At 69.4% G+C, this 26,064-nt stretch carries 2 protein-coding genes; both read left to right on the forward strand.

Annotated elements, in window-relative coordinates; translation table 11 throughout:
* Positions 1 to 24 precede the first annotated feature (24 nt).
* Positions 25 to 10,056, forward strand: coding sequence for a type I polyketide synthase (locus tag FB390_RS13515; RefSeq protein ID WP_141809268.1), 10,032 nt, complete (start codon positions 25 to 27; stop codon positions 10,054 to 10,056).
* The gene (locus FB390_RS13520) at positions 10,053 to 25,943 is read left to right on the forward strand and encodes a type I polyketide synthase (RefSeq protein ID WP_141809269.1); all 15,891 of its coding nucleotides are present in this window, start codon (positions 10,053 to 10,055) and stop codon (positions 25,941 to 25,943) included. Before FB390_RS13515 ends, FB390_RS13520 begins: the two co-directional genes overlap by 4 nt.
* The last annotated feature ends 121 nt before the right edge of the window (positions 25,944 to 26,064 follow it).

A 26,064-nucleotide genomic window follows, 5' to 3' on the forward strand; every position in this document is an offset into this window, starting at 1 on the left:
TACACACGATCTGGAGTTCCGCCGATGGCCGACAACGACGAGCTGCGCCGGTATCTGAAGAAGACCGCGAAGGAGCTCTACGAGACCAAACAGCAGCTGCGCGCGCTCACCGCCCGGGCGCGGGAACCGATCGCGATCGTCGGTATGGCTTGCCGGTATCCCGGCGGTGTGCGGTCCGCCGAGGATCTGTGGCGCGTCACGGCGGACGGTGTGGACGCCATCGGGAACTATCCGACCGATCGTGGGTGGGACCTGGAACGGCTGTTCGACCCGGATCCCGATGCGCCGGGCGCGGTTTACACCCGCGACGGCGGGTTCCTCGACGCCATCGGCGAGTTCGACGCGGCCTTCTTCGGAATCGGTCCGCGCGAGGCCGCGGCGATGGATCCGCAGCAGCGCCTGATGCTGGAGGCGTCCTGGGAAGCCTTGGAGGACGCGGGGATCGACCCGGTGTCCTTGCGCGGTAGCGACACCGGGGTCTTCGCCGGGGTGGTCCATCAGAACTACGGTCCACGCATCGGCTCGCCGAACCTCACCGCAGAGACCGAAGGCCATGCCTACCTCGGCGTTTCGAACGCGGTGCTGTCCGGTCGGATCGCGTACACGTTCGGCCTCAAAGGCCCGGCCTTGTCGGTCGACACCGCCTGCTCGTCGTCGCTGGTGGCGTTGCATCTGGCGTGCCAGGCGCTGCGGCAGGGCGATACGTCGCTGGCGTTGGCCGGTGGGGTGACCGTGATGTCGGATCCGGCCCTGCTGATCTCGTTCGCGCGTCAGCGTGCGTTGTCGCCCGATGGGCGCTGCAAGGCCTTCGCGGCGGCCGCTGACGGAACCGGTTTCTCCGAGGGCCTCGGAGTGTTGGTGCTGGAGCGGTTGTCGGACGCGCAGCGGCTCGGTCACACCGTGCTGGCGGTGATCCGCGGCAGTGCCGTCAATCAGGATGGTGCGAGCAATGGCTTGACCGCGCCGAACGGCCCGTCGCAGGAACGAGTGATCGCGGCCGCCTTGGCGAACGCCGGTCTGGACCCGTCGGATGTCGACGCGGTGGAGGCGCACGGCACCGGGACGATGCTCGGGGATCCGATCGAGGCGCGGGCCCTGATCAGCGCGTACGGCGCGCGGCGTGAGAGCGCGCCGTTGCGTGTGGGGTCGTTGAAGTCGAATATCGGCCACACCTCGGCCGCGGCCGGGGTCGGCGGCGTGATCAAGATGGTGCAGGCCATGCGGCACGGCGTGCTGCCCAAGACGCTGCACGTGGATGCGCCGACCCCGCATGTGGATTGGTCCGCGGGGACGGTGCGGCTGCTCCAGGACAGCGAGCCGTGGCCGGCGGGGGAGCGCGTCCGGCGAGCGGGGGTGTCGTCGTTCGGAGCCAGCGGAACCAACGCCCACCTCGTACTCGAGGAAGCACCGGCCCAACCGGCCCCCGCGGACGGCGCCGAGCCGGAACCGTCCGCCAAACCCGTTGCGACCCAGGTAGTTCCGTTGTTGGTCTCGGCCAAATCGGACGAAGCCCTGCGTGCCCAGGCGCAGCGACTGAGGCAGCGGTTGCTCGACGATCCCGACGTCGACGTGTGGGATGTGGCGTATTCCGCGGCGACGTCACGGGCGCAGTTGGGTCACCGCGGCGCGGTCGTGGGACGCGACCGGGACGCGCTGCTGGCCGGTCTGGCCGATCTCGCGGCGGGCGCGCCGGGGACGATCGAGGCGACCGCGGGCGCCGACAAGACGGCGTTCCTGTTCACCGGGCAGGGTGCGCAGCGGTTCGGGATGGGCGCGGGTCTGTACGAGGCGTTTCCGGTGTTCGCGGCGGCGTTGGACGAGGTGTGCGCGCAGTTCGATCCGATGCTCGGGCAGGGCCACCCGTCGCCCGGCGACTCCACGACGAGCTCGGCGCTGTCGTTGAAAGAACTCATGTTCTCCGACACCGAGGGGTTGTTGGATCGCACGGAGTTCACCCAGCCCGCGTTGTTCGCGTTCGAGGTCGCGTTGTTCCGGCTGCTCGAATCCTTCGGCCCGACACCGGATCTGCTGATCGGCCATTCGATCGGCGAGCTGGTCGCCGCGTATGTGGCGGGGGTGTGGTCGCTCGCGGACGCGTGCGCCCTGGTCGCGGCTCGGGGCCGGCTGATGGGCGCGCTGCCGGTGGGCGGCGGGATGCTCGCGGTGGCGATCGGTGAGCGGCGGGCGCTCGAGATCGTCGCCCAGTTCGGTGCTCGGATCTCGGTCGCGGCGGTGAACGGCCCGTCCGCGACGGTGCTTGCGGGGGATCTCGACGCGATCGAGGAGATCGAGTGGCAGCTCTCCGCCGAAGGCGTGAAGACGAATCGATTGCGGGTGAGCCACGCGTTCCATTCGGCGCGGATGGAGCCGATGCTGGCGGAGTTCCGCGCGGTCGCCGAAGGCATCGCGTACGCGTCGCCGAGGTTGCCGATCGTCTCGAACGTGTCCGGTGAGCTGGCCGGGAACACGGTGACCGACCCCGAGTACTGGGTGCGGCAGGTCAGGGGCTGTGTGCGGTTCGCGCCGGGGGTGGACACCCTCGTCGCGGCAGGAGCGCGACGGTTCGTCGAGGTGGGGCCGGACGCGGTGCTCGCGGCGATGACGCGTGGCGTTCTGGCCGAAAACCCGGAGCTCGAGTCGGTGTCGACGGTGGCGTCGATGTCGCGGCGGTCGGTCGACGAGGTGGAGCAGTTCGCGACTGCCCTGGCGCGGATTCATGTCGCGGGCGCGCGGGTGGACTGGCGCCCGTGGTTCGCGGGGCGTGACGTGCGTCGGGTTCCGTTGCCCACCTACGCCTTCCAACACCGCCGCTACTGGCTCTCGGGCGCCGTCGACGCGTCGCCGTCGTCGACGGACCATCCGATCCTGACCGGCGTCGTCGGATTGGCGGGTACCGACGAATGGTTGTTGACCGGCCGATTCTCCCTGCGGACGCATCCGTGGATCGCCGATCACATGACCTACGGCGTCGTGGTCGTGCCGAGCGCGACGTTCATCGAGTTCCTGCTCGTCGCCGGTCGTCGGATCGGTTGCGGTGCGGTGGAGGAGCTCACGTTGCAAGCGCCGATCCTGCCGACCGCGGACGACGAGGTCGAGTTGCAGGTGCTGGTGCAGGCGGCGGACGCGTCCGGACGCCGTCCGTTCGAGTTCTATTTCCGCAAGTCCTCGGACACCGAATGGATCCACAACGCCACGGGTACGTTCGTCGCCGAACGTGCCGGCGAATCGGCGTTGGTGTCGCGGCTGCGCGAGGAGCAGTGGCCGCCGGTTGCCGCCGAGGTGGTGGACAGCGCGGGACTCCCGGAGCGGATCGCGCAGCGCACCGGGCTCGAGTACGGTCCGGCGTTCCTCGGTGTGCGTGCCGTGTGGCAACGCGACGACGCGGTGTTCTCCGAGATCGTGCTGGACACCGAAGCCGCGCCGGAGTCGGGACGCCACGATCTGCACCCCGCGCTGCTGGACCTGGTGATGCACGCGGGATTCGCCGAATTGCTCTGGCCCGGAGCGGATCCCGATCCCGATACCGGCAGGTTGTTGTTCCGGTGGGGCGGCGCCCGTTTCCACGAGTCGGCGACCGAGGGCGGGCAGTGGCCCGCCGAGGTGACGTCGCTGCGGGTCATCGCGGTCGCGACCGGACCCGAGACCGTGTCGGTCGCGGCTGTCGATCCGGACGGCAATCCGATCGTGTCCGTGGACGCGGTGGGGATGCGTCCGTACGACGTCAAGGAATTCCGGCGCAGTCTCGTCGGTGACGAGGCGGGCCTGTACCAGGTGCGCTGGGAGCCCACCGCGGAGTCGGTCGTGGGGAGTGACCTGCCATCGCTGGCGGCACTCGGTGACACGACGGTGGCAGGGGTGGACAGGGCATACGCGTCGGTCACCGAAGTCGTTGCCGCCGAGCATGTTCCGGATGTGCTGATCTGGCGGGTGCCCGGTGCTGTGGCCGGTGGTCCGGAATCGGTGCGGGCAGGTGTGCACGGCGCGTTGGCGACGGTGCGGTCCGTGCTCGCCGAGGAACGCCTGGCCGATGTCCGGCTGATCGTGGTGACGACAGGTGCCGTGGGACTGCCCGGGGAAACCCCGGACCTCGCCGCGGCCGCGGTGTGGGGATTGGTGCGCAGCGCGCAGTCGGAACATCCGGAACGTTTCGTCCTCGTCGACGAGGATCCGGCCCGGCCGCTCGACGCGGACCGTATCGCGGCGGTCGTGGGGTCGGGGGAACCGCAGACCGCGGTCCGCGGTGCGGAGACACTGGTTCCCCGGATGGTGCGCGCGTCCGCTGCCGACAACTCGGAGGTGCGGTCGTCGTTCGGGAACGGAACCGTGCTCGTCACGGGCGGTACGGGTGGCCTGGGTGCGTTGTTCGCCCGCCATCTCGTCGCCGAGCACGGCGTGCGCAGTCTGGTCTTGACCTCGCGCCGAGGACTCGATGCGCCCGGCGCCGCCGAGCTGGTCGCCGAACTGACGCGGGCCGGAGCCGAGACCCGCGTCGTCGCGTGCGATGTCGCCGACCGCGACGCCGTGCGGAACCTCCTGGAGACGATCGATGACGGCGCCGGACCGACCGCTGTCGTGCACACCGCGGGCGTTCTGGACGACGGCACCATCCAGTCGCTGACCGCCGACCAGGTGGACCGCGTGCTGGCGCCGAAGGTGGACGGGGCCTGGCATCTGGACGAGCTGACTCGCGGCCGGAAGCTGTCCGCGTTCGTGGTGTTCTCCTCGATCGCGACGGTGCTGGGTGGTTCGGGGCAGGGCAACTACGCCGCGGCGAACGGCTTCCTGGACGCGTTGGCGCAACAGCGGCGGGCGGAGGGGTTCCCCGCGACGTCGTTGGCGTGGGGGCCGTGGAACCAGGCGGGCGGAATGACCGGCGGTCTGGACCGCGCCGCCCTCGCGCGCTTGGGCGGCTTGGGTCTGAGTCCGCTCGAAAACGCCGACGGCGCAAGCCTTTTCGACGAGGCGCTCGCGCACCAGGAGGCGCGTCTCGCTCCGGTCCGGTTCGACGCGAGCGTTCTGCGTCGCGCGTCCGAGGTCGACGCGGTTCCCGCGGTGCTGCGCGGGTTCGTGCGGCGTCCGAGCCCGGCCCGGCAGGCGGCCGTCGCCGCGGCGGGCTCGCTGGCAGCCCGGTTGGCGGGTGTGCCGGAAGCGCGGCGCGGTGAGGTGGTGCTGGAGGTCGTGCTGACCCAGGCGGCGGCGGTGCTCGGCCATCGGTCGGCCGCCGACATCCGGCCCGACCAGCGCTTCGACGAGATCGGTTTCGATTCGCTCGGCGGCGTGGAGTTCCGGAACAGGCTCGGCAAGGCCACCGGTCTGTCGTTGCCGTCGACGCTGGTGTTCGATCACCCGACCCCGGCGGCGGTGGCGCGGCTGGTCCAGTCCCGCGTCGAGCCGACGGTGGGCGCACCCGTCAAGAAGGTCGTCCGCCGGGTCCGCGCGGACGAGCCGATCGCGATCGTCGGCATGGCCTGTCAGTTCCCCGGCGGCGTCGAATCACCCGAGCAGCTCTGGGATCTCGTCGCCTCCGGAATCGACGCGACCGGCGATTTCCCCTCGGATCGTGGCTGGGATCTGGAGCGGCTGTTCGATTCGAATCCCGACAAGCCCGGCACCGTCTACACCCGGCGCGGCGGATTCCTCTACGACGCGGGCGATTTCGACCCGGGCTTCTTCGGGATCGGTCCGCGGGAGGCCTCGGCGATGGACCCGCAGCAACGTCGGTTGCTGGAGGTGTCCTGGGAAGCGCTGGAGGACGCGGGCATCGACCCGACCTCGTTGCGCGGCAGCGACACCGGGGTGTACGTCGGAGCGGGATACTCCGGCTACGTCGATCGGGTGGTCGGTGACCTGGAAGGCTACCGGCTCACCGGTACCACGAGCAGCGTGATGTCGGGACGGGTCGCCTACGTCCTCGGCCTCGAAGGCCCGGCGGTCACCGTGGACACGGCATGCTCGTCCTCGCTGGTCGCGCTGCACCTGGCGTGCCAGGCGCTGCGGCAGGGGGAGAGTTCGCTGGCGCTGGCGAGCGGTGTGACGGTCGCGGCCAGTCCCTATCTCTACGTCGATTTCGCGCGGCAGCGCGGACTTTCGCCCGACGGGCGGTGCAAGGCGTTCTCCGCGGCCGCCGATGGCGTCGCTTTCTCCGAGGGCGTCGGTGTCCTGGTGCTCGAGCGGCTCTCCGACGCTCGGCGGCTGGGGCACAACGTCCTCGCCGTCGTCCGCGGAACGGCGGTCAACCAGGACGGCGCGAGCAACGGCTTGACCGCGCCGAACGGTCCGTCCCAGGAGCGCGTGATCGCGGCGGCGTTGGCGAATGCCGGGCTCGAGCCGTCGGACATCGACGCGGTGGAGGCGCACGGCACGGGCACGCCCCTGGGTGATCCGATCGAAGCCCAAGCGCTGATCGCGGCGTACGGGCAGGACCGTGCCGGACGGCCGCTGCGCATCGGATCGATCAAGTCGAATATCGGTCATACCGTGGCCGCGGCGGGTGTCGGTGGTGTGATCAAGATGGTGCAGGCGTTGCGGCACGAGACGTTGCCCAAGACGTTGCACGCGGAAGAGGCGAGCCCGCACGTGGATTGGTCGGCGGGCGATGTTCAGCTGTTGACCGAGGCCCAGCCGTGGCCAGCTGGTGGGCGGGTTCGTCGGGCGGGTGTGTCGTCGTTCGGTGTCAGCGGCACCAACGCGCACGCGATCATCGAGGAAGCGCCCGTCACCCAGCCGGTCGCCGCGGCACCGGCCGACGACAGCCCACGCACCGCGGTGCCCTGGCTGGTATCGGCGAAGAGCGAGACGGCCCTCCGGGCGCAGGCGGCGAAGCTGCGCAAATGGCTGATCGATCACCCCGACGCCGATCCGGCGGATGTGGCGTACTCGCTCGTGGCGACCCGTGCCCAGCACGAGGCACGGGCGGCGGTTCTGGGAGGTGATCGCGACGAACTGCTGGCGCGGCTGGCGAAGCTGTCCGCCGGAACGCCTTCCGCCGGTGTTCTTTCCGGCACGGTGGGTTCCGGAAAGACCGCCTTCCTGTTCACCGGTCAGGGCGCGCAGCGGGTCGGGATGGGCGCGGGTCTGGCCGACGCCTTCCCCGTGTTCGCCGCCGCGCTGGACGAGGTGTGCGCGCAGTTCGATCCGCTGCTCGACGGATCGCTGAAGGAGCTGATGTTCACCGGACACCTGATCGACGATCAGGGCGTCGCCGCGGAGATCGGGATTCTGGATCGGACCCGACTCACCCAGCCAGCGCTGTTCGCGTTCGAAGTGGCGCTGTACCGGCTGCTGGAGTCGTTCGGCGTCGTCCCGGATGTGGTGATCGGGCACTCGATCGGTGAACTGGCCGCGGCGTATGTGGCCGGGGTGTGGTCGCTGGAAGACGCCTGCGCGTTGGTCGCGGCGCGTGGGCGCCTGATGGAGGCGCTGCCGGAGGGCGGCGCGATGCTCGCGGTCGCCGCGTCCGAGGACGAGGTCGAGGCGGCGATCGCCGGATTCGGTGGCCGGGTGTCGGTGGCAGCGGTGAACGCGCCTGTGGCCGTGGTGATTTCGGGTGATGAGGACGCCGTCGACGAGATCGATCGGCGGTTCGCCGAGCAGGGGCGCAAGACGAGCCGGTTGCGGGTGTCGCACGCTTTCCATTCCCATCGGATGGAGCCGATGCTGACCGAGTTCGCGGCGCTGGCTGCGGGAGTCACCTTCAACGCTCCGCGAATACCGTTGGTGTCCAACGTCTCCGGCCGGATAGCGGGGGACGAGATCCTGGATCCCGGGTATTGGGTGTCGCAGGTGCGTGCCGCGGTGCGTTTCGCGCCCGGTATCGAGACGCTGGTGACCTCGGGTGTGCGCCGGTTCCTCGAAGTCGGACCCGATGCGGTGCTCGCGGCGATGACCCGCCACACGCTGCCCGCGGATGTCGAGGCTCGCGCGGTGGTCGCCGCCGCGGCCCGACGGGATCACGACGAGGTCGAGCAGTTCCTGACCATGCTCTGCCACGCGCACACCGCCGGGCTGGCCGTGGACTGGAGCCCGCTGTTCGCCACCCGCCGCGTGTCACGAATCGCCCTGCCCACCTACGCCTTCGAGCATCAGCGGTACTGGCTCGAACCCGGCCTTCCGGAGACCGGGAACGCGACCTCGGAACATTCGTTCCACGGCGATCCGGCGGGTGGACGTGCGGCGCGGTACGGGTTGCGCTGGGCGGCGGTCGAGAAGTCCGACGGTCTCGCCCCGGCCGGGAGCGCGGCCGTGCTCGGCGACGCGCAAGTGGCCGGAATCGACGAACGGTATCCGGATCTGGCGACGCTCGCCGCTGTTCCGACCGTCCCGGACGTTGTCGTCTGGTCCGAAGCCGCCGCGCTGCGAGACGACGCGCGGGGGGACGACGCGCGGCCGTCCGCGCGTGACCGGGTGAACGCCGCCCTGCACCTGGTGCGCGGGTGGCTGGCCGACGAGCGATTCGCACGGTCTCGGCTGGTCGTGGTGACCGGACGTGCCGCGGCCTTGCCCGACGAAGCGCCGGATCCCGCGTCGGCCGCGGTATGGGGGCTGCTCGGTACCGCTCAGACCGAATATCCGGAGCGGATCGCGCTGCTCGACGCGGCGGAAGCCGATCGCGCGCACGCCCTTTCGGCCGAGAAGATCCGAGCGGCGATCGCGACCGGAGAGCCGCAAATCGCAGTGCGGGGCGATCACCTCCTGACACCGCGGCTCGAGGCGGTGACGACCGCGGCGGCCGAGCGCATGTCGTTCGGGTCCGGGACGGTTCTGATCACCGGCGGCACCGGGGGATTGGGCGCGCTGCTGGCCCGGCACTTGGTCACCGCGCACGGTGTGCGGCGACTGCTGCTGGTATCCCGCCGTGGCGAGCGTGCGCCCGGCGCGGCGGAACTCGCGGCGGAGCTGTCCCGTTCCGGCGCCGAGGTGCGGGTCGCCGCCTGCGATGTCACCGACCGCGCCGCGCTTCGGGATCTGCTGTCGGGTATTCCCGCGGAGCACCCGCTCACCGGTGTCGTCCACACCGCGGGCGTGCTCGACGACGCGACGTTCCGCACGCTCACCGGCGACCAGATCGATCGGGTGTTCGCTCCCAAAGCCGATGCGGCGTGGTACCTGCACGAGCTCACCCGGGACATGCGGGTGTCCGCGTTCGTGATGTTCTCGTCGATCGCCGGAATGATCGGTTCGGCGGGGCAAGCGAATTACGCTGCGGCGAACAGCTTCCTGGACGCCCTCGCGCGGAAGCGTCGCGCCGAAGGGCTACCGGCGCTGGCGCTCGCGTGGGGGCCGTGGCAGCAGGACATCGGCATGACCGGCGCGCTGGATCGCACCGCCATGGGTCGGCTGGAGCGACTCGGCCTGGCCCCGCTGGACCGCACCGACGGCCTGCGGTTGTTCGATGAAGCGCTGACCGCCGCCGAACCGGTGTCCGCGCTGGTGCACCTGGATACCGGCACACTGCGCCGGCAAGCGCAGACCGGCCCGGTACCGGCAGTGCTGCGTGCGTTCGTGCACGGCGCGTCCGCCACGACATCGAGTACCGAGCCCACGCTCGAACAGCGTCTGCACGGTGTGGCCGAGGCGAAACGACGCGGCGTCGTCCTGGACCTGGTGCGCGAAAACGTCGCCGCGGTACGGGGTCTCCGTTCGGCCGACGACGTCGAACCGGAACGCGGCTTCAGCGAACTCGGCTTCGACTCGCTGGGCGGAATCGAGCTCCGTAACCGGCTCGCGCAGGTGACGGGGCTGTCGCTGCCCTCGACCTTGGTCTTCGACTACCCCACCGCGGGAGACGTCGCCGACTACCTGCTGGCGCAGACCGTGGCCGCGCCGCCGACGCCCCCGACGTCGGCGGCCGACGACATCGCGCGGCTCGAGGCCCTGCTCGAGCGAATCATCGCCGGCGGCAGCGACGACGAGACCGTCGCCGGATTGCGGGCTGTCAACGAGCGTCTCCGTACCTACCTGGCGGGCACGTGGTCGGACGGCGCGTACGACGATCTCGAAACCCATACCGACAGTGAGCTCTTGGATCTGATCGACGAGGAGTTTGGCCCAGCATGAGCAACCCCGGCACCAGCAACGAGGAACGGCTCAGTCGGTACCTGCGGAAAGTCACCGGAGACCTGCGCGCCGCCAACAAGCGGATCCAGCAGCTGGAAGAGCGCGCCAGCGAACCGATCGCGATCGTCGGCATGAGCTGCCGGTATCCGGGCGGTGTCGAGACTCCGGCGCAACTGTGGGAGCTGGTCGCTTCCGGCACGGACGCCATCGGTCCTTTCCCGACCGACCGCGGCTGGGACCTCGAGCGCCTGTTCGACGCCGACCCCGATACGCCGGGGACCGTCTACACCCGCCGAGGTGGATTCCTGGATTCGGTCGCGGATTTCGATGCCGGATTCTTCGGCATCGGCCCGCGCGCGGCGGAGGCGATGGATCCGCAGCAGCGCCTGTTCTTGGAAGCGGCGTGGGAGGCGCTGGAGGACGCCGGTATCGATCCGACGTCGCTGCGCGGCAGCGACACCGGTGTGTTCGCCGGGGTGATCCACCAGGACTACGGCCACCGTGTCGGTTCTCCGGGCTTGACCGCCGAGTCGGAAGGCCATGCCTACCTCGGGGTGACCTCCAGCATCCTGTCGGGTCGGGTCGCCTTCACCTTCGGTCTCAAAGGTCCGGCGATCTCGGTGGACACGGCGTGCTCGTCGTCGTTGGTCGCCCTGCACCTCGCGTGTCAGGCGTTGCGCCAGGGCGAGAGCTCGCTCGTCCTGGTCGGTGGGGTAACCGTGATGTCCGACCCCACCCAGTTGCTCGCCTTCGCGCGGCAGCGCGCGCTGTCCACGGACGCGCGGTGCAAGGCCTTCGCGGCAGCGGCGGACGGGACCGGAATCTCCGAGGGTCTCGGCATGCTCGTGGTGGAGCGACTGTCGGATGCACGTCGGCGTGGCCACCACGTCCTCGCGGTCATCCGCGGCAGCGCGGTCAACCAGGACGGCGCCAGCAACCGGCTGACCGCGCCGAACGGTCCTTCACAGGAGAAGGTGATCGCGCAGGCCCTCGCCAATGCCGGTCTGACGCCTGCCGACGTCGACGCGGTCGAAGCGCACGGCACCGGCACGCCCCTCGGCGACCCGATCGAGGCGCGGGCGTTGATCGCCGCCTACGGTCGCGAGCGCGCCGGGGATCCGCTGCGCATCGGTTCGCTCAAATCGAATATCGGACACACCTCCGCCGCGGCCGGTATCGGCGGTGTGATCAAGATGGTGCAGGCGTTGCGGCACGAGATGCTGCCCGCCACATTGCATGTCGACGCTCCGACCCCGCACGTGGACTGGTCGGCGGGATCGGTGCGGCTCCTCACCGCGGCGGAACCGTGGCCGGCGGGCGAGCGGGTGCGGCGCGCCGGTGTGTCCTCCTTCGGCGCCAGCGGTACCAACGCGCACGTGATTCTGGAGGAAGCCCCCGCTCCGGCGGCGGACCCTGCCGAACCGGCAGGCGATGCCGACGATCGTGATGCGACGGCGGTGACCGCTGGGGTCTCCGCGTGGCCGGTATCGGCGAAAACCGAGGAAGGCCTGCGCGCGCAGGCGGCCGAACTGCTGCGCTGGGTGACCGAACGCCCCGACCTGACCGTCGGCGATATCGGCTATTCCCTGGCGACGACCCGCGCTCGGCTGGACTGGCGCGGCACGGTGGTGGGCGAGGACCGGGACACGATGCTCGCCGGACTGCGAGCGCTTGCGGAGCACGGCTCGGCGGGTTCCGCCGGTGGCCTGGCGACGGGGCAGGCGGTGACGCGTAAGGCGGCCTTCTTGTGCACCGGGCAGGGAGCGCAGCGAGTCGGCATGGGGCGCGAACTTTACGAGGCGTTCCCGGTCTTCGCTTCCGCGTTGGACGAGATCTGCGCGCAGTTCGATGCGCTGCTGGGCGGCTCGCTGCGGCAGTTGATGTTCACCGGTCGGCTGATCGAGGGTGGTCCTGCCGATGCCGATGCGAATGTTCTCGATCGGACCGAATTCACCCAACCCGCGCTGTTCGCGTATGAAGTCGCGCTGTGCCGACTGTTGAACTCGTTCGGTGTGACGCCGGATGTGCTGGCCGGACATTCGATCGGTGAGCTGGCCGCCGCGTACATCGCCGGTGTCTGGTCGCTACCGGACGCGTGCCGTCTGGTCGCGGCGCGTGGTCGCCTCATGGGTCGGCTGCCGGAAGGCGGCGCGATGCTGGCCGTCGCGGCGAGCGAGCGCGAGGTACTCGATGCGCTCGGCGACGAGCCGGACCGGGTGTCCGTCGCGGCGGTGAATTCGCCTGTGTCCGTGGTCGTTTCCGGTGACGAGGACGCGGTGACCGCGCTCGAGCGGTGGTTCGCCGACCGCGGGAGGAAGACCTCGCGGTTGCGGGTGTCGCATGCGTTCCATTCCCACCGGATGGCGCCGATGCTGGCCGAGTTCGAATCCGTGGCGCGGGAGGTGACCTACCATCGCCCGCAGATCCCGCTGGTATCGAACGTCTCCGGTGGGATCGCGGGCGATGAAGTGCTGGAGCCGGCCTACTGGGTCGAGCAGGTGCGGGGGACCGTCCTGTTCGATCGGGGCGTGGACACCCTGGTGGCCTCGGGCGTGCGTCGATTCCTGGAGATCGGTCCGGGTGCGGTGCTGACGGCGATGGTCCGTCAGTGCCTGCCGGACGACATCGAATCGCAGTCGTCGGTGGTCGCCGCGGCCCGTCGAGGGCGAGCCGAGGTCGACCAGTTCGTGAACTGCCTGGCGCAGGCGCACGCGGTCGGCGTCGACGTCGACTGGACGGTGCTCTTCGCCGATCGCTCGGTCTCGCGAGTCGCATTGCCCACCTACGCTTTCCAGCGCCGCCGCTACTGGGTCGCGCCCGCGCTCGCCACCGCCGATGTCGCCTCGGTGGGTCTGGGTGTGGTGGAGCATCCGTTGCTCGGCGCGGTGGTGTCGGTACCCGAGTCGGGCGGCGTGTTGCTGACCGGCCGGTTGTCGGTGGCGGCACAGCCCTGGCTGGCCGACCACGCGATCGCCGGGTCGGTGCTGTTGCCGGGGACCGGGTTCGTGGAGTTGGCGCTGCGTGCCGGTGCCGAAGCGGGCTGCCCGGTGATCGAGGAATTGACGTTGCGGACACCGCTGGTGCTGCCCGCGGAAGGCGGCGTGCAGATCCAGGTCGTCGTCGGCGGGCCCGAACACGAGTCTCCACAGCGGACGATATCGATCTACTCGCGCGCTGCGGACGACCACGACGAGCAGTGGGTGCTGCACGCGCAGGGCCTGCTGACCACTCGAGACGAGACAACCGCACCCGGGCCGGTGGTGTGGCCGCCGGGCGCGGCGAGCGGTATCGATGTCGCGGCCGCGTACGAGAGCCTGCTGGCGCGTGGTTACGACTACGGTCCGGCGTTCCAGGGGGTGCGGGCGCTGTGGCGACGCGGCGCGGAGGTATTCGCCGAGGTCGCCGCCGATGCGGACACCGGGGTGCGCGCAGCAGGATTCGGAATCCATCCGGCGCTGCTGGACGCGGCCTTGCACGCGGGACCGCTGGCCGGTGTGCTCGAAAGCAGTGGGGGACAGGCGAATTCACCGTTCACGGTTCCGGCGGGGCAGGTGGCGTTGCCGTTCTCGTGGGAATCGGTGACGCTGTACGCGGCCGAAGCGTCGGTGCTGCGGGTGCGGCTGACCGCCACCGGATCGTCGATGTCGGTGTCGGTGGCCGATGAGCAGGGGCAACCGGTGCTCTCGGGATCGGTGACGAGCCGGTCGATGCCACTCGAGCAGATAGCCGCTGGTGCGAGCGGCCCGGCCGCGCCGGTACTGGAGCTGGTGTGGTCACCGATGGCCGCCCAGCCCGCGGCGGTGGCTCCAGCACCTGGAGATGTGGGGTGGTGGGACCGGCTGGATCCGGAGTCACCGGCGCCCGCGGTGGTGGTGGTCGAGGCCGGGTCCGGGTGGAACGAGCACACCGACACCGACGTGGTGACCACCACCCATACCGAGGTCGCCCGGATACTCCAGGTGCTGCAGGCGTGGCTGGATCAGGACCGGTTCGCCGCGGGCACCCTGGTGATCGCCACGCGCGGCGCGGTCGCGCTGCCCGGTGAAGACCTCACCGACCTCGCCGGTGCCGCGGTGTGGGGTCTGGTGCGTTCCGCGCAGACGGAGGAGCCGGGCCGGATCGTCTTGGTCGATACGGACGCGGTCGTCGACGAGCGACTCGCGGCCACCGTGCTGGCCGTCGACGAACCACAGGTCGTCGTGCGCGCCGGGGTCGCACACACCGCTCGGCTCACCCGGCCCGCGACCGGCACCGCCGACAGTGCGGCGCCTGCCGTGGCGGGCGGTGCCGCCGCCTTCGGTGCGGGGACGGTGCTGATCACCGGCGGCACCGGTGGTTTGGGTGCCGTGGTGGCTCGGCATGTGGTGGTCGAGCACGGTGTGCGGTCGCTGCTGCTGGTGAGCCGCAGCGGGCCGCGAGCCGCGGGCGTGGCGTCGCTGCGCGCCGAGTTGGCGCGTTTGGGGGCACAGGTGCGGGTGGTGGCCGGTGATGTCACCGATGCCGACGCGGTGGCCGGGTTGCTGGCCGAGGTGCCCGCCGAGTGGCCCTTGACGGGCGTGATCCATGCCGCGGGTGTGCTCGACGACGGTGTCATCGCGTCGCTGACCGCGCAGCGGGTAGAGGCGGTGCTGGCGCCGAAAGTGGACGCCGCCTGGCACCTGCACGAGGCGACCGCGGATCTGGATCTGGCGGCGTTCGTGGTGTTCTCCTCTGTATCGGGCACGGTCGGTGGGCCAGGGCAGGGCAACTACGCGGCCGCGAACGCCTTCCTCGACGGGCTGGTGGCGCACCGGCGCGCACGCGGGCTGGCGGGCCAGTCGCTGGCGTGGGGCCTGTGGGCACGCTCGAGCGGTATGACCGGCCATCTGGACGCCACCGACGTGGCCCGGATGAGCCGAGGCGGATTCCTCGCGATGTCGGATGCGCAGGCGTTGGCCGGATGGGATTCGGTACTCGAACGGGACGCGGCACTCGCGGTGATCGCCGTGGTGGACACCGCCGCGATCCGCGCCCAAGCCGATGCCGGACTACTGCCACCGTTGTTGCGGGAACTTGCACCGGCGGCCCGGCGCCCGGCGGCTACTGCGGCGGTGGTGTCGAGCCTGCGGCAACGGTTGGTCGGTGCGGACGCGGATCGGCAGCGCCAGGTGGTGCTGGAAACCGTGCGCACGCACGTCGCGGCCGTGCTCGGTCACGACGGTGTGTCCGCGATCGATCCCGATCGCCCGTTCCAGGACCTTGGCATCGATTCGCTCGGCGCGGTCGAGCTGCGCAACCGCCTGAAAACCGCCACGGGACTGACGCTTTCGGCCGCGGTGGTCTTCGACTACCCGACACCACGGGCACTGGCCGGTTACCTCGCCGACGAGCTCACCGGCGCAGGGCCGGACATCGCGGTCACGGCCGCCAAAGCTATTGGCGACGACCCCATCGCGATCGTCGGCATGGCGTGCCGGTACCCGGGCGGTGTCGCTTCGCCCGAGGATCTTTGGCACGTGGTCGCAGCCGGGATCGACACGACGTCAGAATTCCCCGTGAATCGTGGCTGGGATATCGAACGCCTCTACGACCCCACCGGCGAAACACCGCACACCAGCTACACGCTGAAGGGGGGATTCCTGCATTCCGCCGGTGAATTCGATCCGGCGTTCTTCAATATCAGCCCCAACGAGGCCGCCATGATGGATCCGCAGCAGTTCCTGCTGCTGGAGACCTCGTGGGAGGCACTGGAGCGGGCCGGTGTCGATCCCACCGAGCTGCGCGGCAGTTCGACCGGGGTCTTCACCGGGATGATGTATCACGACTACCCGGTCAACGCGAACTCGGGTTCCATTGCCTCCGGGCGCGTTTCGTATGTGTTCGGGCTGGAGGGGCCGTCGGTCACCGTCGATACGGCGTGCTCGTCGTCGTTGGTGGCGATGCATTTGGCCGCGCAGTCGTTGCGGTCGGGTGAGTGCGATTTGGCGTTGGCCGGTGGTGTGGCGGTGATGGCGACACCGGAGACTTTCGTGGAGTTCAGCCGTCAGCGCGGCCTCGCACCGGATGGTCGGAGTAAGTCGTTCGCCGACAGCGCCGATGGTGTGGGGTGGTCCGAGGGCGCCGGTGTGTTGGTGTTGGAGCGACTGTCCGATGCTCGCCGCAATGGTCACCAGGTGTTGGCGGTGATTGCTGGTTCGGCGGTGAATCAGGATGGTGCGTCGAATGGTTTGACCGCGCCGAACGGTCCGTCGCAGCGTCGGGTGATCCGGCAAGCCCTGGCCAATGCCGGGGTGTCGCCGGTCGAGGTCGACGCGGTGGAAGCGCACGGTACGGGAACGACGTTGGGTGATCCGATCGAAGCCGAGGCGATTCTTGCCACGTACGGGCAGGATCGGGATGCGGATCGTCCGTTGTGGTTGGGGTCGTTGAAGTCCAACATCGGTCACGCGCAGGCCGCTGCTGGTGTGGGTGGTGTGATCAAGATGGTGATGGCGATGCGCCATGGTGTGTTGCCGCGGACGCTGCATGTGGATCGGCCGTCTACGAAGGTGGATTGGTCTGAAGGTCATGTGCGGTTGCTGACCGAGCCGGTGGCGTGGCCGGTGGTGGATCGGCCGCGTCGGGCTGGTGTGTCGTCGTTCGGGATCAGTGGCACCAATGCGCATGTCATCTTGGAACAGGCTCCGGTGGTTGAGTCCGCTCCGGCGCCGGTTGTGCGGACGGTCCCGGCTGTGTTGCCGTGGGTGGTTTCGGCACGTGGTCGCGAGGCTTTGGCCGCTCAGGCCGATCGTTTGATATCGCCTGTGCGTGAACACGATCCGATCGATATCGGTTTCTCGCTGGCATCGACGCGCAGTGTGTTCGAGCATCGCGGGGTCGTCGTGGCCGAGGGGCGTGATGGGGTGCTCATGGGTATGCGGGCGCTGGCGGCGGGAGCGCAGGCACCTGGTGTGGTGTCCGGTCGTGTGGTGGCGGGTTCGACGGGTGTGGTGTTTTCCGGGCAGGGTGCGCAGTGGGCCGGTATGGCCGACGAGTTGCGTGCGGCGTATCCGGTGTTCGCCGAAGCTTTCGACGCGATCGTTGCTGAGCTGGAACCCCTGCTGGGGCAGTCCGTTTCGCTGGGTGAGGCGCTGTCGTCGGAGGATCTGGTCGACCAGACGGTGTTCGCCCAGGCTGGCTTGTTCGCGTTCGAGGTGGCGTTGTTCCGGCTGCTCGAATCTTGGGGTGTGCGGCCGGATGTGGTGGCCGGGCATTCGATCGGTGAGGTCGCTGCTGCGCATGTGGCTGGTGTGTTGTCGTTGGCGGATGCGTGTGTGTTGGTGGCGGCGCGTGGTCGGTTGATGCAGGCGCTGCCTGCTGGTGGGGCGATGGTTGCGGTTGGTGCGTCGGAAGCCGACGTGCTGGCGTTGCTGGACGGTGAACTGGCGGGTGGGGTGTCGATCGCGGCTGTGAATGGTCCGTCGTCGGTGGTGTTGTCCGGTGTAGAGGACGACGTCGTGGCTGCTGCCGAGGTTTGTGCTGAACAGGGCTGGCGGACGCATCGTTTGCGGGTCTCGCATGCCTTCCATTCGGCGTTGATGGACCCGATGCTGGAGGAGTTCGCTTCGGCGATCGAAGGTTTGGCGTTCGCTCGCCCGAGCATCCCGTTGGTGTCCACGGTGACCGGTGCCCAAGTCGACGACGAGATGTCGGATCCGTCGTATTGGGTGGGTCAAGTCCGGGACACCGTCCGGTTCGCCGACGCTGTCACCGCGATGGTGGGTCTGGGTGTGGTCAGGTTCGCCGAGGTCGGCCCCGATGCCGTGCTCACCCCGATGGTCGCCCAGACTCTCGGGGACGCAACGGCAATCGCTGTATCGCGACGCGACCACGCGGATGCCCCGACCGTATTGAACGCGGTGTCCACGTTGTTCGTGGCCGGTGCCGAGGTGGACTGGGCCGCTCTCTACGCCGGTACCGGAGCTCGGCGCGTCGACTTGCCCACCTACGCCTTCCAGCACGAGCGGTTCTGGCTCGATGCCAAGCAGGCGTTGGCCGAGTCCTGGCTCGGCGCCGAACTCGGCGGACTCACCGCCGTCGGGCTGGACACCGTCGACCACCCCTTGCTCGGCGCCGCTGTGCCGCACCCGGAGTCGGGGGGCGTGAGCTTCACCGGACGGTGGTCGGTGGACTCCGTCGCATGGCTGGCCGACCACAGCGTGCACGGAGTGGTGCTGCTGCCGGGTACCGGATTTGTCGAGCTGGCCGGTTACGTCGGTGGTCTGCTCGGCTGCCCGGTGGTGGACGAGCTCGTCCTGCACACCGCGTTGACGGTGCCCGCAGAAGGCAGTGTCGCGGTTCAGGTCGTGGTGGCCGCTGCCGACGAGGCCGGTCGCCGGCGACTGACGGTCCATTCGCGACGGGCCGCGGAGGGGCCGTGGTCGCTGCACGCCGAGGGCGTGCTCGCCCCGGGCGACGTGGCGGCCGATTTCGACCTGACGGCCTGGCCTCCGAACGACGCGCAGCCGTTGGACATCGACGGCGCCTATGACGAACTGCTCGAACTCGGGTACGGGTACGGCCCGGTCTTCCAGGGTTTGCGGGCGGCGTGGCAACGTGGCGACGAATTGTTCGCCGAGGTCGCGCTGGCCGATCCGCGAGATGCCGAGGGTTTCGGAATCCATCCCGCCCTGTTCGACTCGGCCCTGCATGCCGGGATCGTGCATGGCCGTCGCAGCGGGAACGGCTCGGCCATGCTGCCTTTCGCCTGGAACCGTGTGGTCCTGCACTCCGCAGGTACCGCTGCCGCGCGGGTCCGCTTCGTCCCCGAAGGGGACGGCTTCGCCGTGCGGATAGCCGATGACCGAGGCATGCCGGTGCTGTCGGTCGGCGCTCTGGTGTCTCGGCCCGTCACGGCCGAGCGCCTTGGCGCGGACCGATTGTCGGATTCGCTCTTCGGCGTGGAATGGGTCACCGTTGCGCCGTCGGCGGTGCGTGTCGAGCCGGGCCGCGTGGCGGTACTCGGCACCGGCCCGAACCCCGAGGACCAGAGTTCCGGTGCGGTGCGGCGTCATCGTGATCTCGCGGCGTTGCTCACCGATCTGAATGCGGCCGAGGCGCCCGTCGTTCCCGACATCGTGCTGCTCGAATGCCCGCTGCACGACGGTCCGCCGACAGCGGCGGCACGGCACGTCTTGGACGGTGTGCTTGACACCGTCCAAGGTTGGCTGAACGAAACCCGTTTCGCCGCTTCACGTTTGGTCGTGCTGACCAGACAAGCGGTGGCTGTCGGCGATTCCGAGCAGGTGCGCCTGGATCAGTCGCCGGTATGGGGCCTGCTGCGGGCCGCGCAGGCCGAGCACCCCGGTCGGTTCCAGCTCCTCGATCTGGACGAGGACGGTGATCTGATCGCGGTCGCGACAGCGGTGGTGGCTGCTCCCGAGGAACCGGAGGCCGCGCTCCGTGGCACGACCCTGCTCGTGCCACGGTTGACCCGCCACGCACCGGGCGCGAGCGTTCGGCTGTCCGAACCGGGGACCGTGCTGGTGACCGGTGGCACCGGCGGTCTGGGTGCGGTGATCGCTCGGCATCTGGTCACCGAACACGATGTGCGCCATCTGCTTTTGACGTCGCGGCGTGGACTGAATGCTCCCGGCGCGGCCGAGCTTCGCGCGGAGTTGGTCGAACTCGGCGCGCAGGTGACCATTGCCGCGTGTGATGCGTCCGATCGGTCTGCGCTGGCGGCGCTGTTGGACGGCATTTCCGACGAGCATCCGCTGGTGGGTGTGGTCCATGCGGCGGGAACCGCCGATCACGGCGTGATCGAGGCGATGACGCCGGACCGGATCGACCGTGTGTTCCGCCCGAAGGTCGATGCCGCGTGGCATCTGCACGAGCTGACGCGTGATCACTCGTTGTCACTGTTCGTGCTTTTGTCGTCGGCGGGTGGGCTCGTGCTGGCCGCTGGCCAAGCCAACTACGCGGCGGCGAACGTTTTCCTGGATGCCCTCGCGGCCCATCGACACAACCTGGGGCTGCCCGCGACGTCGGTGGATTACGGGTTGTGGGCGCGAGCGAGCGGCCTCGGCACGGAGCTGTCCGAGGACGACTTCGACCGGATGCGCAGGCAGGGCTTCCCGCCGCTGACCGAGGCAGAGGGTCTGGCGCTGTTCGACGCGGCGATCGCCACCGACACCGCTCAACTGGTGGCGCTGCGAGTCGATCCGGCGGTGCTCCGCACTCGGGGCGAGCAGATCCCGGCTCTCCTCCGCGCGATCGCACCGGTCCCTGCGCGCCGCCACAGCCGGACCCCGGCGGACCAGGCGTTTCTGCAGAAGCTGGCTGGCCTGTCGGGTGCCGACCGCGAAAGTGCCCTGGTCGACCTCGTCCGCTCGGTCGCCGCGGGCATTCTCGGCCACGCCTCCCTCGACGCCGTGGAACCCCGGCAGGCGTTCCAGCAGCTCGGTTTCGACTCGTTGAGCGCCGTCGAGTTCCGCAACAAGCTCAATACCGCGACCGGTCTCCGACTCCCGGCGACGCTCGTCTTCGACTACCCCAATCCGCACGCGGTGGCCGAGTTCATCGGCACCCAGCTCACCGGTACCGAAGCTCGCGAAGAGCGGGCGGTCGGCCGGGTGCGAGCCGATGACGAGCCGATCGCCGTGGTGGCGATGGCCTGCCGCTATCCGGGCGGCGTCGCTTCGCCGGAGGACCTGTGGAACCTGGTCCTCTCGGGCGTGGACGCCAACGGAGAGATGCCGGTGGATCGTGGCTGGGACATCGAGGGCATCTACGACCCGGAACCGGGCAAGGCGGGCAAGACCTACGCCCGTCGTGGTGGATTCCTTTACGACGCAGCGGAATTCGACGCGGACTTCTTCGGTATCAGCCCGAATGAAGCCACGATGATGGATCCCCAGCAGCGGTTGCTGCTGGAAATCTCGTGGGAGGCGCTGGAACGCGCCGGTGTGGATCCTGCGGTGTTGCGTGGCAGCTCCACCGGTGTCTTCACCGGTCTGATGTACCACGACTACGCCCGGGCCACCGGGACCGGTAGCGGGTCGGCGGGCAGCTTGGTGTCGGGCCGGGTGTCGTATGTGTTCGGCCTGGAGGGGCCGTCGGTCACCGTGGATACCGCGTGCTCGTCCTCGCTCGTCGCCCTGCACATGGCCGGGCAGTCGCTGCGCTCGGGTGAATGCGACCTGGCCTTGGCCGGTGGTGTGGCGGTCATGGCCACGCCGGACATGTTCCTGGAATTCGGCCGCCAGCGGGGTCTGTCCCCGGATGGTCGGTGCAAGTCGTTCGCCGATAGCGCCGATGGTGTGGGTTGGTCCGAGGGTGCCGGTGTGTTGGTGATGGAGCGGTTGTCGGATGCTCGCCGCAATGGTCATGAGGTGTTGGCGGTGATTGCTGGTTCGGCGGTGAATCAGGATGGTGCGTCGAATGGTTTGACCGCGCCGAACGGTCCGTCGCAGCGTCGGGTGATCCGGCAGGCGTTGGCCAATGCTGGGGTGTCGCCGGTCGAGGTCGACGCGGTGGAGGCCCATGGCACCGGTACCACTTTGGGTGATCCGATCGAGGCGCAGGCGCTGCTGGCGACCTATGGCCAGGATCGTGATCCGGATCGTCCGTTGTGGTTGGGGTCGTTGAAGTCCAACATCGGTCACGCGCAAGCTGCCGCTGGTGTGGGTGGTGTGATCAAGATGGTGATGGCGATGCGGCACGGGGTGCTGCCCAAGACGCTGCATGTGGATCAGCCCTCGACGAAGGTGGATTGGTCCGAAGGTCATGTGCGGTTGCTGACCGAGCCGGTGGAGTGGCCGGTGGTGGATCGGCCGCGTCGGGCGGGTGTGTCCTCGTTCGGTATCAGCGGCACCAATGCGCACGTCATCATCGAGCAAGCCCCGGCCGCGGTGGCGGAGCCCGTGGTCAAGGCGGTGCCGGTCGGTGGATTGACGCCGTGGGTGCTCGCGGCGCGCACCGGCGAGGCTCTTGCCGAGCAGGCCAGGCGCCTGGCATCGATGGTGGCGGAACACGATCCGATCGATGTCGGCTTCTCCTTGGCGTCCACCCGGAGCGCTTTCGAGCACCGTGCCGTCGTCCTGGCCGCCAACCGTGATGGCGTCCAAGCGCTGGGGCGCGGCGAATCCGTTCCTGATGTGGTGTCCGGTCGTGTGGTGGCGGGTTCGACTGGTGTGGTGTTTTCCGGTCAGGGTGCGCAGTGGGCCGGTATGGCCGACGAGTTGCGTGCGGCGTATCCGGTGTTCGCCGAGCACTTCGATGGAATCGTCGTGGAGTTGGATTCGTCGCTGGGGCAGTCGGTTTCGCTGAGTGATGCGTTGGCCAGCGATGGCTTGGTCGATCGGACGGTGTTCGCGCAGGCTGGATTGTTCGCGTTCGAGGTGGCGTTGTTCCGGCTGCTGGAGTCGTGGGGTGTGCGGCCGGGTGTGGTGGCCGGGCATTCGATCGGTGAGGTCGCTGCCGCGCATGTGGCTGGTGTGTTGTCGTTGGCGGATGCGTGTGTGTTGGTGGCGGCGCGGGGTCGGTTGATGCAGGCTCTGCCCGCTGGTGGGGCGATGGTGGCTGTTGGTGCGTCGGAAGCCGATGTGCTGGCGCTGCTGGCGGCTGGTGACGTGTCGGCCGGTGGGGTGTCGATCGCGGCGGTCAATGGCCCGTCGTCGGTCGTGCTCTCCGGTGTTGAGGACGACGTCCTTGCTGTTGCCGAGGCCTGTGCCGAATGTGGTTGGCGCACAACCAGGTTGCGAGTTTCACATGCTTTCCATTCGGCGTCGATGGAACCGATGCTGGAGGAGTTCGCTTCGGCGATCAAGGGTTTGACGTTCGACCGGCCGAGTATCCCGTTGGTCTCTACGGTGACCGGCGCCAAGGTCGAGCACGAGATGTCGGATCCGTCGTACTGGGTCGGTCAGGTCCGGGACACGGTGCGCTTCGCCGACGCGGTCACCGCGATGGCGGCCATGGGTGTGACCAGGTTCGCCGAGGTCGGACCCGACGCCGTGCTCACCCCGATGATCGACCAGACTCTCGACGGCGCGACCACTGTCGCCGTGGCCAAGCGCGACCGCGCGGATGCCACGACGGTATCGACCGCGGTGGCTGGGTTGTTCGTGACGGGCGCGGAGGTGAACTGGGCGGGCTTCTTCGCCGGTACCGGCGCCCGGCGAATCGACTTGCCCACCTACGCTTTCCAGCGTCGGCGCTATTGGATGTTCGAGGGCGCCGCCGGTAGCGGCAATGCCCGATCGATGGGTCTGGCCACCACCGGACACCCGCTGATTTCGGCGGTGGTGTCCCAACCAGATTCCGGCGCGGTGATCCTGACCGGTCGCCTGTCGGTGCCGACGCATTCTTGGCTGGCCGATCACCGGGTGATGGGCGTCGTGCTGTTCCCCGGGACCGGTTTGGTGGAACTCGCCCTGCATGCCGGGGAGCAGGTCGGCTTCTCGACCCTGGAGGACTTGGTCCTGCGGGCTCCCCTGGTGCTGCCGGAAGCCGACGGGGTCGCGGTGCGCGTTGTCGTCGGTGCCGAGGACGAGACGGGCCGTCGCGCGGTGCGGATCTACTCCAGCCCCGATGGGGAGGTCGATTCGGCGTCGTCGTGGACACTGAACGCCGAAGGCGCGCTCGCCCAGGCGGCGGCTCCGGCCGAGGTCGACCTCGCGGCGTGGCCACCGGCCGGTGCGCGGCCGCTGGACGTCGACGGGGTCTACGACCAACTGTTCGACGCCGGGTACGGGTACGGGCCCTGCTTCCAGGGTCTGCGGGCGGCATGGCAACGTGGCGAGGACGTGTTCGCCGAAGTCGCGCTGCCGGATCCCCAGGAGGCCAAGGACTTCGGGCTGCATCCGGCCCTGCTGGACGCCGCGCTGCACGCGCTGCGATTGGTCGGTCACCTGTCGGCGCAGGACAGCGGACCTCGGCTACCGTTCGAGTGGTCCGGTGTCACCGTGCACGCGGTCGGTGCCGACGCGGTGCGTGTGCGGCTGACCCGCGTCGGCGAGCACGCCGTGGCGGTGGATCTCGCGGATCCGACCGGTGCCCCGGTGGCGACGGTGCGGCAGCTGGCTTCCCGGCCGATCGACCCCGCGCAGCTCACCGTCGGCGCGTCCGCCGTCGACAACGGGTTGTTCCAGGTCGAGTGGACGCCGATCTCGGTGCCGGACAGGGAGATCGGCGCGGTGTCGTGGGCGGATCTCGGTGACGAGGTTCCGGCCGCGGTGGTGCTGGATTGCCCGGCCGGTAATGATCCCGCTGCCATTCGCGCCGCAACTCACGAAGTGCTGCGCGCGCTGCAGTCCTGGCTGACCGATCAGCGGTCCGGGGAGTCGGTGTTGGTGGTCCGGACCCGCGGCGCGGTATCGGTTGCAGGGGAAGATATTACGAACCTCGCCGGTGCCGCCGTGGGTGGCCTGGTTCGTTCGGCGCAGGCGGAGAGTCCCGACCGGATCGTGTTGGTGGACAACGATTCCGACATCGACGGACTGCTGGGCGGGATCCTCGCCGCGAAGGAACCGCAGGTGGCCGTGCGCGGCGGGCAGGTACACGGAGCGCGACTCACCCGGGCGGCCGCCGCTCGGGCGACCGCTTCGGGTCCGAGCGCCACGTTCGGCCCGGACGAGACGGTGCTGATCACCGGCGCCAGCGGCTACCTCGGTGGCTTGTTCGCCCGGCACCTGGTCGACGCGCTGGGCGTCCGTCACCTGCTGTTGCTGAGCCGCCGTGGGGAATTCGCTCCCGGCGCCGCGGAGCTGCGGGAGCGGTTGCGGCGTCTCGGCGCCGAAGTCGAGTTCGCCGCCTGCGATGTCGCCGACCGTGGGGCGCTGGCCGAGGTGTTGGCGCGTATTCCCGCGAGCCGTCCGCTCACCGGTGTGTTCCACACGGCCGGTGTGCTCGACGACGGCGCCATCGCGTCGCTCACCGCGGATCGGATGGATGTGGTTCTGCGGCCGAAGGTCGACGCCGCGCTGCACCTGCACGAATTGACCGCCGATCTGGCGTTGAAAGCGTTCGTGCTGTTCAGCTCGGTGGCCGGACCCTTCGGCGGCCCCGGTCAGGGCAACTATGCCGCGGCCAACGCCTGCCTGGACGCGCTCGCGGCGCACCGCAGGGCATCCGGGCGCACCGGCCAGTCGCTGGCGTGGGGTCTGTGGAGCGTGGCAGGCGGGATGGGCGCGGAGCTCAGCGACGTCGATCGGCGCCGCATGGCTCGTTCGGGCCTGCTGCCGCTGTCGGAGGAACAGGGCTTGGCACTGTTCCATGCCGCTAGCGAGATCGGCACGGCCGCTCCCATTCTCGCCCGCCTCGAACTGGGAAGCCTCCGCAGTGCGGGATTCACCGCGACCCTGTTGTCCGGCCTGCTGCCCGCGCGCCGCGCGACAGCCTCGGACGCACCCGCGGCCCTTCGCGCCCGTTTGGCGAACACACCCGACGGCGAACGCCTCGGTGTGCTCGTCGACATCGTTCGCGATCAGGTCGCGGCGGTGCTGGGTCATCGGAATGCGAAGGCGATCGCGGCGGATCGGGCCTTCAGCGAATTGGGCTTCGATTCGATCACCGCTGTCGAATTCCGCAACGCCCTCAAATCCGTGACAGGTCTGCGGTTGCCAGCGACCCTGGTGTTCGACTACCCGTCACCGGAGGCTTTGGCCGAATATCTGGCCGAGGAGTTCACCGACCACCGCGACTCCGGCCGGTCGACGGACCCCTCGGAGAACGATATTCGCAGAGCGCTGCAAACGATCCCCGTCGCCCGTCTCCGCGACGCGGGTCTACTGGATGCGCTCATGCAGCTCGCACAGGGACAGGAAAGCCACAGCGAGATCGATCGGAGCGACACGGATCAATCGATCGACGAGCTCGATATCGATGACTTGATCGACATGGCTTTCAACAACACATCAGAGGACTGACGGCGATGTGCGCGGCACGGCTTAAAGCCGTGCCGCGATCGCCCGTAATGCATCGAAATCATGCTTCGGCCACGTTGTTTCGCCGCCGAGGCACGGTGACTGTAGGAAGAGCTGAAACGAC

It is taken from the genome of Nocardia bhagyanarayanae (genome assembly GCF_006716565.1).
GTDB lineage: Bacteria > Actinomycetota > Actinomycetes > Mycobacteriales > Mycobacteriaceae > Nocardia > Nocardia bhagyanarayanae.

Bases quoted from the DNA above. Each gene is read 5' to 3' on its own strand.
- FB390_RS13515 (WP_141809268.1), top strand. From the start codon at position 25: ATGGCCGACAACGACGAGCTGCGCCGGTATCTGAAGAAGACCGCGAAG.
- FB390_RS13520 (WP_141809269.1), top strand. From the start codon at position 10,053: ATGAGCAACCCCGGCACCAGCAACGAGGAACGGCTCAGTCGGTACCTG.